We start from the raw sequence: 18,254 nt of genomic DNA on the forward strand, positions 1-18,254 counted from the left end.
GTGAAAGCGGGTGTTTATATGTATGAAAATGAAAAGACTAAGCTTCAAAAAATAATTGATGACAGTAACAATATAGTGTTTTTCGGTGGAGCAGGAGTTTCTACCGAGAGCGGTATTCCGGATTTTCGAAGTGCGGACGGACTCTACCATCAAAAGTATAAGTATTCTCCCGAACAGGTGGTAAGTCACAGCTTCTTTATGAAATATCCTGAGGTTTTTTATGAGTTTTATAAAGAGAAGATGATGTGCCTTGATGCAAAGCCTAACGCCGCACATAATAAACTCGCGGAGCTTGAACAGGCGGGGAAACTTAAGGCTGTGGTGACACAAAATATAGACGGATTACATCAGGCCGCAGGAAGCAAGATTGTGTATGAACTGCATGGAAGCATACATAGAAACTACTGTATGAAATGCGGCAAATTCTATGATGCAAAATATGTAAAGGATTCAAAAGGAATACCGTATTGCAGCTGTGGCGGTATGATAAAGCCTGATGTGGTACTGTATGAAGAAGGACTTGACGGGAATGTAATAAATTCTGCGATAAGAGCTATAGCAGCGGCAGATACACTTATTATAGGAGGAACGTCACTGGTGGTATATCCGGCGGCAGGTTTTATAGACTATTTCAGAGGAAAGCATCTGGTAGTAATAAATAAGTCGGATACCGCAAAGGCGGTGAATGCCGAGCTTTATGTGAATGCCCCTATCGGAGAGATAATGAGCGGAATAGAAGTATAATAAAGATAAAGGAGTCCTTATGGCAAGGGGGAGCAATCAAAAGTTCAAATTTACATATCTTATGAAGCTGATGGCTGAAAAGACTGATGACGAACACAGTCTGACTATGGCACAGATACTTGATGAACTTGGCAGATATGGAGTAAGTGCCGAGAGAAAGAGTATCTATGAAGACTTTAAGGATATGGGTGAATTCGGTGTTGAAATATTAAAAGAACAAAAAGGCAGAGAGACTTTTTACCATATAGCAGGCAGAGAGTTTGAACTGGCGGAGGTCAAGCTTTTAATAGATGCCGTGCAGTCGGCAAAGTTTATTACACAAAAGAAGTCAAAGATACTTATTGCAAAAGTGAAAAACTTTGTAAGCGAGCATCAGGCAAAGCAGTTGCAGAGGCAGATTTTTATAAATGACCGTGTAAAGACTATGAATGAGAGTGTGTATTACAATGTGGACGATATACACACGGCAATCAATAAGAATAAAAAGATTAAATTCAAGTACTATAAATGGGATATTGATAAAAAACTGGTTGCAAGGCATGGCGGCAGCTTTTTTACAGTCAGTCCGTGGGCGCTGCTTTGGGATGATGAAAACTACTACATGGTTGCCTTTGACGACTGGGATCACAAAATAAAGCATTATCGTGTAGACAAGATGATGAACATATGTATATGTGAAGAGGAAAGAGCCGGCAAAGAAGAGTTTAAAAACTTTGATATGGCAAAGTACTCAAAGGCGACTTTCGGTATGTATCACGGAGACAAGAAAAAGGTATGTATCAGATTTGCAAATCATATGTGCGGAGTATTCATAGACAGATTCGGAAAAGATATACTCTTTATGAAAGTTGATGAAGACTACAGCGAGTTGGTAGCGGACATCAATGTAAGCTTGCAGTTTTTCGGCTGGATTTTCAGCCTGGGAAAAGATGTGACTGTTATTTCACCTAAGGAAGTGGTGGATGAAATAAAGGAGTATACAAAGGAATTTTTGAAAAAATATGAGTAATATCTTTGAGGGTATTTTTAACGGACAGCTTAAATGATATATTTTAGCTATAAAAAATATTCGATAGGAGAAGATTATGGGAAAGGTTTATATCACATTGACAGGAACAAGGCACTACTTCGGAGATGATTTTTTGGAAAGGGGTATGAAGCTTGTATTGGAGAAGGAGCCTGACAACGAGTTTGACAAAGAAGCTATAAAGGTGCTTTGTGAGGGCATAGGCAAGATAGGTTATGTGGCTAACAGCCCGTATACTGTACTTGGAGAGTCTATGAGTGCCGGCAGGCTGTATGACAAGATAGGTGAGTGCGCAACTGTAAAGGTGGTCTTTAAGACTGAGAAAGGTGTTATTTGTAAGGTTTCAAAGAAGTCTTTGATTGATTACATATAGACAGCAGTTATATTTTAAACTATTTATATTAAGGAGTTTGTATGAGTCTTTTGGGTAATATTTTGTGGTTGATTTTCGGAGGCTTTTTAAGCGGTATTTCTTGGATACTTGCCGGATGCTTATGCTGTATTACCGTTATCGGTATACCTCTCGGGCTTCAGTGCTTTAAGTTTGCAGGTTTGGCATTTTGTCCTTTCGGCAAGCAGGTAATATATGGCGGGGGCGGATTCAGCTTTCTTGCAAATATCATTTGGCTGATTTTTATCGGTATAGAGATGGCGTTTGCTCATGCGGTTGTCGGGATATTGCTTTGCATTACGATAATAGGTATTCCTTTCGGCAAGCAGTTTTTCAAACTTGCAAAGCTGTCACTTATGCCTTTCGGTGCTACTGTAATATAGTTACAACATTCTTAAATTATTATTGACTAATTGAAAAAAAGCTATATTTGATATATCATTGAAGCAAAGAAATTAGTGAAAATAATGTATTGTTGTATATGGTAGACAACAACATTATATATTCAGGAGGTTAGTATGCCAATTAGTTTAAAAAAAGGACAAAAAGTAAGTCTTACAAAGGGTAATCCGGGTTTAAAGAATGTAGTGGTAGGTCTTGGATGGGACACAAACGCATATGATACAGGTTCGGATTTTGACCTTGATGCGGCAGCATTCTGCCTTACGGATTCAGGCAAGGTTGCAAGTCAGAATGATTTTGTATTCTTCGGTAATCTCAGTCATCCTTCAGGTGCCATAACTCACCTTGGAGATAACCTTACAGGTGCAGGTGACGGAGATGACGAGCAGATCAAGATTGATTTGTCAAAGGTTCCGGCTGAGATTACAAAGATTGCATTTACCGTTACTATCTACGAGGCTGAGGCGAGAAGACAGAACTTCGGTCAGGTTTCAAACGCATTTGTAAGAATTTTTGATGAGAATACAGGTGAAGAGCTTTTAAGATATGACCTTGGAGAGGACTTCTCAATAGAGACAGCCGTAGTATTCGGAGAGCTGTACAAAAACGGCGACGAGTGGAAGTTCAATGCCATAGGCAGCGGTTATCAGGGCGGACTTGCGGCACTTTGCAATATGTACGGCATTGATGCGGAATAAAGAAATATTGATACATTTTAGGATCGGCGCTTATGTGCCGATCCTTTTTTATAAAAATATTTTTTGTAACAAATAATACTGAAAAAATTCTTCTTTAATAATATAATTAGGATATACTAACTTAGATGAGAAGGAGAAATGTATGAGTAAAATACTTGATTTAGATAAACCGGTTTATGAACTTGCAAAGGAGTATCCTGATTTTATTGATATATTTGCAAGTCTGGGATTTGCGGATATAAAAAATCCTGTGATGTTGAATTCTATGGGCAGAATTATTACAGTGAACAAGGGTTCAAAGATGAAAAAGATTCCGCTTGAGAAGATAAAAGAAGTCTTTGCAGAACACGGTTATGAGATAGAGGGAGACTCTAAAGAAAGTAAAGAGGAAGATACGCTAAAAGCAGCAAAAAAAGGTTCGGATTTGCCAAAGGATGATGCAAACAGTACCGAGCTTATAAAGCAATATCTTTTAAGACTTTCAAACGGTGAGTCACTTGAGTCCGTTCAAAAAGATTTTAAAGAAAGGTTTGAGTCTGTAGATTCAAGTGAAATAATGAAAGCCGAGCAGGAACTTATGGAGTCAGGAATGCCTTATCAGGAGGTACAAAAACTTTGTGATGTTCATTCGGCACTGTTTCATGGTTCTACTAAGAATGAGACAAGTGAGATAGAAAAGACATTGGACCTTGCAGGCGGTGCGGGGGCGGATACAAAGGAACTTGTAGATACTGTGGGGCATCCGCTTAATACTTTTACAAAAGAGAATAAGAATCTTGAAAATTATATAGATGAATTTGAAAAAAAGCTTGATAATAATACTGTAGACAGAGAACTTTTGAAAAAGATAAGGGAACTTTCAATACATTATGCGAAAAAGGGAGATCTTTTGTACCCGCTTTTAAAGACGAAGTACAATGTCACAGGACCTGCCACCGTAATGTGGTCTGTGGATGATGAGATAAGGGACGAACTTGCAAGGCTGTTTGCCGTTGATAAAGAGGATGAGAAGTGGGTAGAAGATATAAAAGCTTTACTGACAAGAGCAAAGGAGATGATTTATAAGGAGGAAAATATATTATTTCCTATCTGTGCGGCCAATTTTACAGGTGAAGACTGGATAAATATATATCTTGACAGTAAGGACTATGAAAATTGTTTGGGTGTGGTGCCTGAAAGTTTTGAACTTGCAGAAAATCTGAACAGAGAGTTTGACGATATAGACGGTGAGATAGTTTTGCCGGGTGGCCATTTTACAAAAGAGCAGCTTATTGCAATGCTTAATACCATGCCTTTTGAGATTACATTTGTGGATGAGAACGATATAAACCGATTCTTTAACGAAAATGATGCTCCGAAAGCATTTAAAAGGCCTCTTATGGCTATTGACAGAGATGTGTATTCATGTCATCCGCCGAAGATTGAACCTATGGTAAGAGAAATTATCGGCAGCTTCAAATCGGGAACTCAGGATGAGGTATCTGTATGGTTGAATAAAAACGGCAAGGATATGCTTATAAAATATATGGCGGTAAGAGATAAGAACGGGAAATACCTGGGAACTATGGAGATAGTACAGGATATGGATTTTGCAAGAAAGCATTTTGAAGAAGAAGCATAAAAATTTGGGGCCTATGAATAATCATAAGCCCTTTTTCTATGCGATAATATTTGTAAGTCCGCTCTGTATAAAGGAGTTTGTAAGTACAGCCAGCTCGTGAGGAGACATCTCAAATTCACTGTCAACCCATCTGACAAGTAGACCTACGGTTCCCGATATGATAAAATCGTAGTACAATTCAAAGTAAGGCATATTCTTTTGCTTGATAAATGCTTTATACTTATTAAAAACACATACACGAAGTTTACTTCTCAGTTCACTTGAAAAGCTTGCTTCCAAATCCTCATGTAAAAATATCTTTGACATATCTTTGTTCTTATATATGAATAAAAACAGCGCCTCAATAAAAGGAACAAGATTGTCGGTATCCGGAGCTATAGAGGTAAGAATACTTTCAAAATCCTTTAAAAGATCTTTTTGAATGTTGTCAAGCAGATCGTATACATCCTTGTAGTGCAGATAAAATGTTCCGCGGTTTATATCCGCCATCTGAGCCAATTCTTTTACCGTGATGTTTTGGACTTTCTTAGTCTCAAGCAATGTGCTGAGACATTTTCTAAGCTGTGCTCTGGTTTTTCGTACTCGTCTGTCCAATGTTTGTTCGTTCATAATCCCTCCAAAATATATTGTACAATTAAATTTGATATTTATAAACAGATAATAAAATATCGTTGCTTAAAGTACTGATATCATTTAATTAACTATTGTACATAAATGTACTTAAAAGTATAATCACTTCCATAGAAAAAAGCAATAGTAAAATAGAGGCGGTTAGGATGAATAAGAAGAATATTAAAAGAAATATATTAAAGAAGACTAAAATGGGAGTTGCGGTTTCACAGATTGTTTTGATGACATCTTTGAATATGTTATCGGGTTTTGCCGGTGCACCGCAGGTAACCGTAGATGAAACGGTATATACAAACTTGGATTATTATGGCGCAAGAAAGGATTTGAGCATTGTAAAGGGAGTCAGTTTAAACGGTTATACCGATTTCAGTGACTACGGAGATTACAGCAATGTTATAAATATGACTTCAGACAACGCACCGAAACTTGATGCAAATCAGGTGAGCTTTTCATCACTTGACAGTTCTAAAAAGTTTTACTATGAGGTCACTCCGAAATCAAACGATTTGGAACTTCCTTGGAATTTTGACGTATCATATAAGTTAAACGGTATTCCTACAAAGGCTGAGAACTTGGCAGGCGCATCAGGTATGATTGAGATAAATATAAATGCAAAGCCTGTAAAGACAAAGTCTGATTATTTAAACAACAATATGATTCTTATGCTTGGAACGGATGTGGATATGACAAAGAATCTAAGCGTGGAAGCTCCGGGAGCTCAGATACAGAGTCTGGGTAAGAATACTGTAGTTTTATTTATGGCATTTCCGGGAGAGGAAAAAGATTTTACTATAAGGATAGGAAGTGACAGCTTTGAGAGTGCAGGTATTATGATGGCAATGGTCCCTGCAACTATGGATTCACTTGATAAGATAAAAGAGATAAATGATGCAAAGGATGATATAAAGGACTCTGTAAATGCCATATATAACAGCAGCAATGCACTGCTTGATGTGATGAACTCTATGGGAGGCGGACTTAAAAGCTTGAACGGAGGGTTAAAGGAGCTGCAGTCGGCAAGGGCTACTATACATTCATATGGAGACAGCTTAACGGGACAGACCGATACGGCTATACAAAACCTTAATTCACTTGCAAATACGACATCACAGATGGTGCCGCATCTTGTGACATCAAAGAATGCATTGAACGACTTTAATAAAGATATAAATAAGATAGATAAGGGAGTAAGTGATTTAAAGCCGGTGCTTTATGATTTGACGGACAGTATGGGAGAGGTGGACAGCTCTATAAGCCATATAGGATATCTTTTGAATCAGGCCAAAACGGCCGAGGCGGCAGCTTCTATGAATGATTTGAGTGACAAGCTGATACTTTCAAAGAAAAAAGCACAGCAGTTGCAGCAGATGATAGACGGAAGCGGAGTGCTTGCCACGGCATCAAACGCTGCAGGAAATATCAATATTTACTCTATGGACCAAAGTTTGAGACAACTCTACGGAGGACTTGCAGGTGCAGATATGATATCAAGTGCAAGCGGAAATACTGCAGAGAGTCTGTACTACAGCTCACTTCATAATGCAGTGGCTTCCACAAGTGCAATGTATCAGGGTCTTGGTAAAATGCTTGGTGAAACAAATGCATATATAGATGCCGTAAATGCCCGAATTGCAAAGGACGGTGTAAATGCCGTAAAAAACTTAAATGATTCCATACTTACAGGTAAGGATCTGGCCAACAACACCACCGATATGATTGATGACATACAGGTCACAACACTCAATCTGACAGAGATTATTGATGATATGAACGCTCTTAACAAGACTGTAAATTCATATCATGACAGTACATTGTCGGCTGTTGATACGGCAAACAATATAATAAACTCTGTAGATACCAATATAAATGTGGCGGCCGATACACTAAATACAATCAACAACATGTATAAAAATTCAAAGGATACTTTGAATGCAGGCACAAAGGACAGCCTTAGTGCAAGTATGGAGATTGTAAATAAGTCATTGGATGCGCTGAAAGTTACAGGTACTATGAAGCAGTCAAATGATACTTTGAAGTCTGTTTGGGATGAAAAGGTTGACGAACTTGAAAATGACAGCAATATTTTAAAGATTGATACCTAGGCGACAAAGACCTCATTTACATCCGATAAAAATCCTGAGCCGAACTCAGTACAGGTTGTACTAAGAACACAGGAGATAAAAAAGGGTGACAGTGACGCTGTAGTGGACTTGGAAAATGAAGATGACAATATGACACCTATAAAAAGAATCGGAAATATATTCAAGAAGCTTTTTGATTTTATAAGATCTTTTGTATCAGGTAAATAAGATTTAAGAACTGCCGTTTTAACGATTGAAAAATTGTTGAAACGGCATTTTTTTAATAAAAATTATTTTAAGTAGAGTTGAAAGTATAGTATAATGCATTTGTGATTGTAGTTTTTACAATCTTAGAGAATGATGATGAATAAGGATTTTTATGAAAACTAAAAAATTTAGATATATTATATTTGTGTTTGTTTTTCTGTTGGCGGTGACAGGCTTTTTATTGTATTCATTTTTGAGAAAGAATAAAGGTAGTGCGGATACGGACGATGTTGCAAAAAGCGATGCCAATATACCGAGGCTTTACAATGTACTTGGAGATTATTATATAAACAAGATGTACGGTTACAGTGACGAGATGGATACAATGGCAAGTGACAATGTTTTATCACTTGTACTTGATGATTTCAGTATCAAATTTAGGATAGTAGATGCAAATATTTCCGAAATAGAGGATTATGATTACAGTATCAGAACATTTGATACAAATGAACTTGTAGAAAGCGGAGATAAAAAGAAGGTGGACGGTGATATACTTGATTTGCACCTTTCAAGCTTGATGGAAGAGAATAAGGAGTATTTCTTACAATTAAGATTGTATACAAAAACAAATACATTCAATTACTATACAAGAATAATAAGAAGCAATACGGATTTTGCAAAAAAGCTTATAGATATGGCAAATACATTTTCAAATAATAACTTTGACAGCAACAATGCCAGAGAAAATACGGTGTATTTGGAGAGTGACGGTACAGGTAATGCAAGAGGGCTTGAGTATGTTACACTAAAGTCCGACTATGAGATGATGAGCTATAATGGTATGAAGCTTACCCCGTCAGAGAAAGAAGTGAAACTTGTAAATTACAACGGAAAGATAGGAGAGATACATTTTGGTTTCACTGCGGATGCAGACGGAAAAAGCTATAATATAGAAGAGAATTTTATCTGTAAGGCAGGCGCGCAAAGACTGTATATGCTTGACTATACAAGAACTATGAATCAAAGACTGCCAAAAAATCTTGAGTATGCCAAAAAGCTTGATTTGGGTGTAGGAAATAAGGCTTCCAATATTATCTCAAATAAGAGCGGTGAAAAAATTGCATTCCTTGCAGATAACAAGTTGTTTTTGTCGGATAATAAAGAAGGAAAGCTTGAGTTAGCTTATACGGCAGGTAATAATGACAGTATATTGCCGCTTAAGTTTGGAGACGGACTGTATTTTTTAAGCTACGGATATAATGTGGACGATGCTCATATCGGTGATGTAGGCGTGAGTCTGTTAAAGTATTCGGAGGATAAAAAGGTTTCAAAGCTGGCATTTGTAAAGGTTGATGTGGATGCGGCAAGCCTGAAAGAGTCTGTAAATGAATTGGCTTTTTTAAGTGACAGCGGTATGCTTTATCTGAAACTTCTTGATAAGGTGGTAGGTCTGGATATAGGCTCGGGAAACTATGTTACGGTTGCAGAGAATCTTGAAAACGGAAAGTATTCAATATGTCAGGATAAAAGTCTGATTTCATGGAATGTCGGAGACGGACTTAATATCTACAACTTTGCTACCGGAGAGAACAAGCAGCTTGACAATGCGAATGAGGTAATGTTACCGATAGGATATATAGGCAGTGATCTGGTTGTGGCTATTGAAGCGCAGAATGTTTCAAGTACAATAAACGGAAAGTCTACCGGAAATATTTTTGAAAAGGTAAGTATATACAATAATCTTTTGGAGTTGCAAAAGGAGTATACTTATGACAACAGATATATTGACAATATAAATGTATCCGGAAATCGTGTGCATATAGATCTTTATCAGTATGACGGCACAAACTTTACAAGAGCCGGAGAAGATACTATTATAAGTAATAAGTCTATAACAAATGACACCAGAGTATCATCGTATACCGATAACTTCAGATGTAAAAACTATGTTGTAGACACTACAAAGTATATAGAGAGTGAAGTTTCTTATGCAAAGGAACTTTCTGTAAACAGCAATAATGTTTTGTACAATATAGAGCTGAACAGAGCGTATTTGCAGAAAATGTACTATGTATATATAAATTCCAAGCTTACAGGTATATATGATGGGCCGGCAAAGGCTATAGAGGATGCATACAATGATATGGGATTTGTCAGAAGAAACGGAATAATGGTATATGTGAGAGCTATGGTGGATACTTCGGCGAATACAAATTTTGACGTGTCAAAGGCGGCCGATTATGTGAACTATTGGGAGAATGACAAGCTTACAAGATTCCAAGGTATAACACTTAAAGAAGCTATGTATTTTGTGACAACAAAGAAGCCGGTGTTTACATTTACCGCAATAAATAATCCTGTAATTATAATTGCATATGACTCTAAAACTGTCGCAGTATATGATATAAATACAGCAAGTGTACAGAAAATAGATATAAATGAGGCGCAAAGTATATTCAATAATACGCAAAATGACTTTTCTTGTTTCTTTACCTTTAGTATGTAATGTGATAAAATTACTATCGTAATAAAAAAGAAAGAAACAGATTAAGATTTTTTTGTAACTTATTGGTCAAAGTTTTAAAAAAAATTGTATTGTTTTATATAGAGGAGAAAAATGGCTCAGTATATAATGAACGGCGGAAGCCCATTGGTAGGAGAAGTTGCTATAGGCGGTGCAAAGAATGCGGCGCTTGGTATCTTGGCAGCAGCCATAATGACAGACGAAGATGTTTATATAGATAATTTACCTGATGTGAAGGATATCAATGTAATGCTTGAGGCAATCAAGGCTATCGGTGCAAGCGTTGACAGACTTGACAGACATAGTGTCAAAATCAATGCATCAAGTGTGAAGGATGTTTTGGTAGATGATGAGTTTATAAGAAGAATCAGAGCTTCATACTATTTTATAGGTGCACTTTTGGGTAAATATAAGAGTGCGGAAGTGGCTCTTCCGGGAGGATGTAACATCGGATCAAGACCTATAGACCTTCATCTTAAGGGATTTAAGGCGTTGGGCGCCGAGATAGAGATTGAGTCAGGCAGAGTGAAGGCTCATGCCATAGATTTGGTGGCATCTGATATTTACCTTGATACCGTGTCTGTAGGTGCTACTATAAATATTATGATGGCGGCATCACTTGCAGAGGGCAAGACAGTTATAGAAAATGCGGCTAAGGAACCGCATATTGTTGACGTGGCTAATTTCTTAAACAGTATGGGTGCCGATATAAAGGGCGCAGGAACTGATGTAATAAGGATAAAAGGCGTAAAAGCTTTGCACGGCAGCAGATACTCTATAATTCCGGATCAGATAGAGGCAGGTACTTTTATGTGTGCCGCGGCTATCACAAAGGGAGATATTACAGTTAAGAATGTTATACCGAAACATATGGAAGCCATAAGTGCAAAGCTTATGGAGATGGGATGTGAAGTTGTAGAGTTTGATGATGCGATAAGAGTTATTGCAAAGAACAATCAAAAGTCTACAAATATCAAGACATTGCCATATCCGGGATTCCCTACAGATATGCAACCGCAGATAACTACAGCGCTGGCACTTGCAAGCGGCAGCAGTCTTGTGGTAGAGAGCATTTTTGAAAACAGATTCAAATATGTGGATGAGCTTGCAAGAATGGGTACAAATATAAAAGTAGAGGGTAATACCGCTATGGTTATCGGTGTGAGCAAATTGAGGGGGGCGGCACTGAAGGCTCCTGATTTGCGTGCAGGTGCGGCACTTGTATTGGCAGGTCTTGCTGCGGAAGGACAGACTACTGTAGACGATATTAAGTATATAAAAAGAGGTTATGAGGACTTTGAGGGCAAACTTGCATCACTTGGTGCCGATATAAAGGAAGTGGACAGTGAAGTTGAAGCCAGAAAGTTCAATATTAAGGTTGTATAAGAATGTTTTGCGGACGGTGTAGCTGTCCGCAATTTTTTTAAACCTATATGAGAGGATTTTGTGAACGATCATATGGAAAAAGATGATTTATTATATATTTGCAAGGGCGAAGATTGGTATAACAATGACAATGTCATTTACTTTAAAGGTAATGTATCCGGAAAAGAGATAAACTTTGATTTTTGCGGTTACAGTGAGGATGAAGTGTTATCAGGTTTAGGATACTTTATTGAAAGGATAATAAGGGATTTTGAGAGACTTGATAAAGAAGCAATGAATATTATAAAAGAGAAACATAAAGACGAAGATACCAATATATTAAAACTTAGTGATATTTGTTTTGATAAGAGTGAATGTTATGATTGCTTTGGAATGTGTTATTATGCGTGTGAATCTCCGGAAGGTAAGCTGTATTTGATCGTTAAATTTGATGAGGAGTTTCATGCCGATGAAGATATAGTATATGAGGTGTATTAGAGGATATGTATTGATTTGATATTAAATATATTTGATATTGATAAGTGAAGATAAGGATGATATTCTGAAAAAAGTCTATAAATACAAGGCTTTGCCCCGGTGTAAAATTTTTTTGAAAAAATAAAAATAAATGCTTGACATTATTCGCTTGGTGCGATATTATAATGAGGCAGTTACGGAGAGGTATCGAAGTGGTCATAACGAGGCGGTCTTGAAAACCGTTTGTCCGCAAGGGCGCGTGGGTTCGAATCCCACCCTCTCCGCTTACTTTTTGCCCTAAAGGCGAAAAAGTAAACAGAAGAAGGATAACTCGCAACCAAGCAGAAGTACCCAAGTGGTTGAAGGGGCTCCCCTGGAAAGGGAGTAGGCTGTTAATAGCGGTGCGAGGGTTCAAATCCCTCCTTCTGCGTTGAACCATGATAATTTAAGATTAAACAGTACACACAACCCTGAAAAAATTCTTGATTATTTCAATAATCAATGAAGTTTCAGAATAACAACGTTTAGATTCGAACAGAATTTAAAACCTTTAAAAAACAGTAGATCTGTGAAAACAGATGCAAGCTAGCGACAGGCTAGATTAAACTTTTATATGAGAGTTTGATCCTGGCTCAGGATGAACGCTGGCGGCGTGCTTAACACATGCAAGTCGAACGAAGCTGCTAAAAGGAAGTTTTCGGACGGAATTTTAGTAGACTTAGTGGCGGACGGGTGAGTAACGCGTGGATAACCTGCCTTATACAGGGGGATAACGGAGAGAAATTTCCGCTAAGACCGCATAAGACCACAGCACCGCATGGTGCAGGGGTAAAATATTTATAGGTATAAGATGGATCCGCGTCCGATTAGCTGGTTGGTGAGGTAGAGGCTCACCAAGGCGACGATCGGTAGCCGGCCTGAGAGGGTGAACGGCCACATTGGGACTGAGACACGGCCCAAACTCCTACGGGAGGCAGCAGTGGGGAATATTGGACAATGGGGGAAACCCTGATCCAGCGACGCCGCGTGAGTGAAGAAGTATTTCGGTATGTAAAGCTCTATCAGCAGGGAAGAAAATGACGGTACCTGACTAAGAAGCCCCGGCTAACTACGTGCCAGCAGCCGCGGTAATACGTAGGGGGCAAGCGTTATCCGGATTTACTGGGTGTAAAGGGAGCGCAGACGGCGAAGCAAGTCTGAAGTGAAATGCATGGGCTCAACCCATGAATTGCTTTGGAAACTGTTTGGCTTGAGTGTCGGAGGGGTAAGCGGAATTCCTAGTGTAGCGGTGAAATGCGTAGATATTAGGAGGAACACCGGAGGCGAAGGCGGCTTACTGGACGACAACTGACGTTGAGGCTCGAAGGCGTGGGGAGCAAACAGGATTAGATACCCTGGTAGTCCACGCAGTAAACGATGAATACTTGGTGTCGGGGAGGTAAACTCTTCGGTGCCGCAAGCAAACGCATTAAGTATTCCACCTGGGGAGTACGTTCGCAAGAATGAAACTCAAAGGAATTGACGGGGACCCGCACAAGCGGTGGAGCATGTGGTTTAATTCGAAGCAACGCGAAGAACCTTACCAAATCTTGACATACTCTTGAATAGTTTTGTAATGAGGCTAGTCCTTCGGGACAAGGGATACAGGTGGTGCATGGTTGTCGTCAGCTCGTGTCGTGAGATGTTGGGTTAAGTCCCGCAACGAGCGCAACCCTTGTCGTCAGTAGCCAGCAGTAAGATGGGCACTCTGACGAGACAGCCGGAGATAATCCGGAGGAAGGTGGGGATGACGTCAAATCATCATGCCCCTTATGATTTGGGCTACACACGTGCTACAATGGCGTAAACAAAGTGAAGCGAAACCGCGAGGTCAAGCAAATCACAAAAATAACGTCTCAGTTCGGATTGTAGTCTGCAACTCGACTATATGAAGCTGGAATCGCTAGTAATCGCAGATCAGAATGCTGCGGTGAATACGTTCCCGGGTCTTGTACACACCGCCCGTCACACCATGGGAGTCATCAATGCCCGAAGTCAGTGACCTAACCCACACTGGTAAACATAAAGCTGGGATAAGAATACGAGGGAATAAGCCGCCAGGCTTATGAGTGAGTATTCTTATATGATATAAAGAATAGCAGTAGTTATGTTTAGCAGTGTGGGAAGGAGCTGCCGAAGGCAGGGAGGATAACTGGGGTGAAGTCGTAACAAGGTAGCCGTATCGGAAGGTGCGGCTGGATCACCTCCTTTCTATACATTTTTCACTTAATGAAAACGAGCCGAAGGCGAAGTTTGAATTCTAGTGAAAAAGCAGTTCTTCATACGAACGAAGTGAGTATGATAGAACTTCCTATCATCGAATAAGATGATGGTGTTACCTAATGAAGGTTTCAAGTAAGGGTTGTGAGTACTGTTTAGTACTAAATTAGATTGGTACTGCTAAAACTTAGCGGTGTCGATGCGGCCGGGGGACACACCCGTTCCCATTCCGAACACGATGGTTAAGACCCGGTCGGCCGATGGTACTATACTGGAGACGGTATGGGAGAGTAGGTGGATGCCGCTGCATATTTTTCTTAATGAGAACGAGCAAGGCGAAGTTCGAATTTAGAAAAATAGCACACCTCATCGAGCGAAGCGAGATGATGGTGTTACCATATAACACTTGATGAAAGCGAGTGAAGCTTGAGTCTTGGTGAAAATTTAATAATAAGGGCTTATAGCTCAGCCGGTTAGAGCGCACGCCTGATAAGCGTGAGGTCGGTGGTTCGAGTCCACTTAAGCCCATACATTGTTTTCTTAGCGAAGACGAGCGAAAGCGAAGTCTGAGGTTAGAAAACAAGTACACCTTGCGTAGCGTAGCGAAGCAATGGTGTTTCCATAAAAACACTTGATGAAAGCGAGCGAAGCGAAGCTTGAATCTTAGTGAAAAAGCACACCTCATCGAGTGAAACGAGATGATGGTGTTTCCATAAAGAGATACTACATCAGATATTCCTTTGGAAAGGATGAAAGATGTTGAAGTTCGAATCTTTAAGTCTCATTTGCAGAGAAGTTCTCTGCATGATGTACCTTGAAAACTGCATACCAAACGAGAAATTATATAAATATTTTATAATTAGACATCCGAGGATATTAATCGAAAGGTTAATATTTTTAAATAACAAAAATAAATTTTTAAACATAGTGTATGATACACGCTAGTGTCATACATAAACACTAAATCTAAAAGATTTAAGAGGTTAAACATAAAGAGCGTAGGGTGGATGCCTAGGCACTGACAGCCGAAGAAAGACGTGACAAGCTGCGAAAAGTTGCGGGGAGAAGCACATATTCAGTGATCCGCAGATGTCTGAATGGGGAGACCCACTTGGATAAACTCCAAGTATCTGTACGCCAATACATAACGTACAGAGGGGAACCCGGTGAACTGAAACATCTAAGTAGCCGGAGGAAAAGAAAACAACAGTGATTGCGAAAGTAGCGGCGAGCGAAATCGTAAGAGCCCAAACCGTGGTGCGTGCACTGCGGGGTAGAGGACTGCAATACGAGTAAGATATATTACCTGAACCGTTTTGGAAAAGCGGGCCAAAGAGCGTGAGAGCCGTGTAAGGGAAAATATATTGAATCCAGCAGTATCCGGAGTACCACGAGACACGAGAAACCTTGTGGGAAGCAGGGGGGACCACCCCCCAAGGCTAAATACTAGTCAGTGACCGATAGCGTATAGTACTGTGAAGGAAAGGTGAAAAGAACCCCGGGAGGGGAGTGAAAAAGAACCTGAAACCCTATGTTTACAAACTGTGGAACACCGAAAGGTGAACCGCGTACTTTTTGTAGAACGGTCCGGCGAGTTACATGTACAGGCGAGGTTAAGTATTAAAGATACGGAGCCGAAGGGAAACCAAGTCTTAATAGGGCGATTCAGTCAGTATGTGTAGACCCGAAACCGGGTGATCTATCCATGTCCAGGTTGAAGTTCGCGTAAAAGTGAATGGAGGACCGAACGCACATCCGTTGAAAAGGGTGGCGATGAGGTGTGGATAGGGGAGAAATTCCAATCGAACCCGGAGATAGCTGGTTCTCCTCGAAATAGTTTTAGGACTAGCCTCGTTATTAGTCTACCGGAGGTAGAGCACTGAATTTTTGCGGGGGCGTCAAAGCCTACCAAGAGATATCAAACTCCGAATGCCGGCTAGATGATTGACGGGAGTCAGACTACACGAGATAAGTTGGGTAGTCAAAAGGGAAAGAGCCCAGACCTACGGCTAAGGTCCCAAAGTGTGTGTTAAGTGGAAAAGGATGTGGGATTTCGAAGACAGCTAGGATGTTGGCTTAGAAGCAGCCATACATTAAAAGAGTGCGTAACAGCTCACTAGTCGAGAGGTCCTGCGCCGAAAATGTCCGGGGCTAAACACAACACCGAAGCCTGGGAATGTAGTAATACATTGGTAGAGGAGCATTCTTAGAGGCGTAGAAGCCATACCGAAAGGAATGGTGGAGTAATAAGAAGAGAGAATGCCGGAATGAGTAGCGAGAAAGAGGTGAGAATCCTCTTGGCCGAATATCTAAGGTTTCCTGAGTAAAGCTGATCTACTCAGGGTAAGTCGGGGCCTAAGGCAAGGTCGAAAGACGTAGTCGATGGATAACAGGTACAGATTCCTGTACTACATATAATCAGAACTGTGGGGACACGGAGACTAAAACCGAACCCGGGAGGACAAAAACCGGGGCAAGCGAAGTACCTGTATGGGAGGAAAACCCACCATACAAGGGGAAATCGTGATGCGTACCGAAAATTAGTAGGGAAGTCGGTTAGGGAGCCGTCAAGAAAAGCCGCTATTGTGTTATATGTACCCGTACCGCAAACCGACACAGGTAGATGAGGAGAGAATCCTAAGGCCGGCGGGAGAAGCATTGTTAAGGAACTCGGCAAAATGACCCCGTAACTTCGGGAGAAGGGGTGCCACTGGAAACAGTGGTCGCAGAAAAAAGGCTCAAGCAACTGTTTAGCAAAAACACAGGTCTATGCGAAACCGCAAGGTGAAGTATATGGGCTGACGCCTGCCCGGTGCCGGAAGGTTAAGAGGAGAAGTCAGGAAACGAAGCTTTGAATTGAAGCCCCGGTAAACGGCGGCCGTAACTATAACGGTCCTAAGGTAGCGAAATTCCTTGTCGGGTAAGTTCCGACCCGCACGAAAGGCGTAATGATTTGAGCGCTGTCTCAACAATGCACCCGGTGAAATTGAAGTACCAGTGAAGATGCTGGTTACCTGCGCCAGGACGGAAAGACCCCATGGAGCTTTACTCCAGTTTGGTACTGGGATTCGGTAATACTCGTACAGGATAGGTGGGAGACTAAGAAGCATGGACGCCAGTTTATGCAGAGTCGCCGTTGGGATACCACCCCTGTATTGCTGGATTTCTAACCTGCGGCCGTTATCCGGCCGGGGGACAATGCCAGACGGGGAGTTTGACTGGGGCGGTCGCCTCCGAAAGAGTATCGGAGGCGCTCGAAGGTTCCCTCAGAATGGTCGGAAACCATTCAAAGAGTGCAAAGGCAGAAGGGAGCTTGACTGCGACACCGACGGGTGGAGCAGGTACGAAAGTAGGACTTAGTGATCCGGTGGCATAAAGTGGGATTGCCATCGCTCAACGGATAAAAGCTACCCTGGGGATAACAGGCTTATCACTCCCAAGAGTTCACATCGACGGAGTGGTTTGGCACCTCGATGTCGGCTCATCGCATCCTGGGGCTGTAGCAGGTCCCAAGGGTTGGGCTGTTCGCCCATTAAAGCGGTACGCGAGCTGGGTTCAGAACGTCGTGAGACAGTTCGGTCCCTATCCGGCGTGGGCGTAAGATATTTGAGAGGAGCCGTCCTTAGTACGAGAGGACCGGGACGGACTGACCGCTGGTGTACCTGTTGGAGAGTAACTCCATGGCAGGGTAGCTATGTCGGGACGGGATAAACGCTGAAGGCATCTAAGCGTGAAGCCCCCCTCAAGATGGGATATCTCATGTGAAAACAGTAAGACCCCTTGAAGACTACGAGGTAGATAGGGCCAAGATGTAAGTACAGTAATGTA

Annotated in this window: 11 protein-coding genes, 3 tRNA genes and 3 rRNA genes (1 of these 17 only partly in view); 16 read left to right on the top strand and 1 reads right to left on the bottom strand. The window is 40.8% G+C overall.

Annotated elements, in window-relative coordinates; all coding sequences use genetic code 11:
* Positions 1-18: 18 nt before the first annotated feature.
* From EHW90_RS03200 to EHW90_RS03225, 6 genes are all read left to right on the top strand, one after another.
* Positions 19-744: an NAD-dependent protein deacylase gene (locus EHW90_RS03200; protein WP_124951192.1), complete on the top strand. Its 726-nt coding sequence runs from the start codon at positions 19-21 to the stop codon at positions 742-744.
* A 19-nt stretch (positions 745-763) separates the two neighbouring features.
* On the top strand, positions 764-1,753 hold the full coding sequence (locus tag EHW90_RS03205; RefSeq protein ID WP_009447508.1) for a helix-turn-helix transcriptional regulator: 990 nt from the start codon (positions 764-766) through the stop codon (positions 1,751-1,753).
* Between the two features lie 76 nt (positions 1,754-1,829).
* Positions 1,830-2,144 (top strand): HIRAN domain-containing protein, encoded by a 315-nt coding sequence (locus EHW90_RS03210; protein WP_124951194.1) that lies wholly within the window; start codon positions 1,830-1,832, stop codon positions 2,142-2,144.
* A gap of 41 nt (positions 2,145-2,185) precedes the next feature.
* A complete protein-coding gene (locus tag EHW90_RS03215; protein WP_124951196.1) occupies positions 2,186-2,545 on the top strand; it encodes a YccF domain-containing protein in 360 nt (119 codons plus the stop codon).
* A gap of 135 nt (positions 2,546-2,680) precedes the next feature.
* On the top strand, positions 2,681-3,262 hold the full coding sequence (locus EHW90_RS03220; RefSeq protein WP_040458510.1) for a TerD family protein: 582 nt from the start codon (positions 2,681-2,683) through the stop codon (positions 3,260-3,262).
* Between the two features lie 142 nt (positions 3,263-3,404).
* Positions 3,405-4,883 (top strand): DUF438 domain-containing protein, encoded by a 1,479-nt coding sequence (locus tag EHW90_RS03225; protein WP_124951198.1) that lies wholly within the window; start codon positions 3,405-3,407, stop codon positions 4,881-4,883.
* Positions 4,884-4,919: 36 nt separating this feature from the next.
* On the opposite strand, the gene EHW90_RS03230 is transcribed toward EHW90_RS03225, so the two are convergent.
* On the bottom strand, positions 4,920-5,492 hold the full coding sequence (locus tag EHW90_RS03230) for a TetR/AcrR family transcriptional regulator (protein ID WP_009447502.1): 573 nt from the start codon (positions 5,490-5,492) through the stop codon (positions 4,920-4,922).
* A gap of 167 nt (positions 5,493-5,659) precedes the next feature.
* Between EHW90_RS03230 and EHW90_RS03235 the strand changes: the two genes are divergently transcribed.
* From EHW90_RS03235 to EHW90_RS03280, 10 genes are all read left to right on the top strand, one after another.
* On the top strand, positions 5,660-7,615 hold the full coding sequence (locus tag EHW90_RS03235) for a hypothetical protein (RefSeq protein ID WP_243113899.1): 1,956 nt from the start codon (positions 5,660-5,662) through the stop codon (positions 7,613-7,615).
* A gap of 439 nt (positions 7,616-8,054) precedes the next feature.
* The gene (locus EHW90_RS03240) at positions 8,055-10,307 is read left to right on the top strand and encodes a hypothetical protein (RefSeq protein WP_243113900.1); all 2,253 of its coding nucleotides are present in this window, start codon (positions 8,055-8,057) and stop codon (positions 10,305-10,307) included.
* Between the two features lie 111 nt (positions 10,308-10,418).
* A complete protein-coding gene (locus tag EHW90_RS03245; protein WP_060930452.1) occupies positions 10,419-11,711 on the top strand; it encodes a UDP-N-acetylglucosamine 1-carboxyvinyltransferase in 1,293 nt (430 codons plus the stop codon).
* A gap of 60 nt (positions 11,712-11,771) precedes the next feature.
* On the top strand, positions 11,772-12,188 hold the full coding sequence (locus tag EHW90_RS03250; protein ID WP_243113901.1) for a hypothetical protein: 417 nt from the start codon (positions 11,772-11,774) through the stop codon (positions 12,186-12,188).
* Positions 12,189-12,365: 177 nt separating this feature from the next.
* Positions 12,366-12,451 (top strand) — tRNA-Ser (locus EHW90_RS03255).
* Between the two features lie 57 nt (positions 12,452-12,508).
* A tRNA-Ser gene (locus EHW90_RS03260) sits at positions 12,509-12,597 on the top strand.
* Positions 12,598-12,776: 179 nt separating this feature from the next.
* A 16S ribosomal RNA gene (locus EHW90_RS03265) occupies positions 12,777-14,417 on the top strand.
* 198 nt (positions 14,418-14,615) lie between these two features.
* A 5S ribosomal RNA gene (gene rrf / locus EHW90_RS03270) occupies positions 14,616-14,733 on the top strand.
* A gap of 147 nt (positions 14,734-14,880) precedes the next feature.
* Positions 14,881-14,954: transfer RNA gene (locus EHW90_RS03275), tRNA-Ile, on the top strand.
* 453 nt (positions 14,955-15,407) lie between these two features.
* Positions 15,408-18,254 (top strand): 23S ribosomal RNA (locus EHW90_RS03280); it runs 142 nt beyond the window's last position.
* Together the 16S, 23S and 5S rRNA genes with 3 tRNA genes alongside form the textbook arrangement of a ribosomal RNA operon.

This window comes from Lachnoanaerobaculum orale (assembly GCF_003862485.1).
GTDB classification, from domain to species: Bacteria; Bacillota; Clostridia; order Lachnospirales; family Lachnospiraceae; genus Lachnoanaerobaculum; species Lachnoanaerobaculum orale.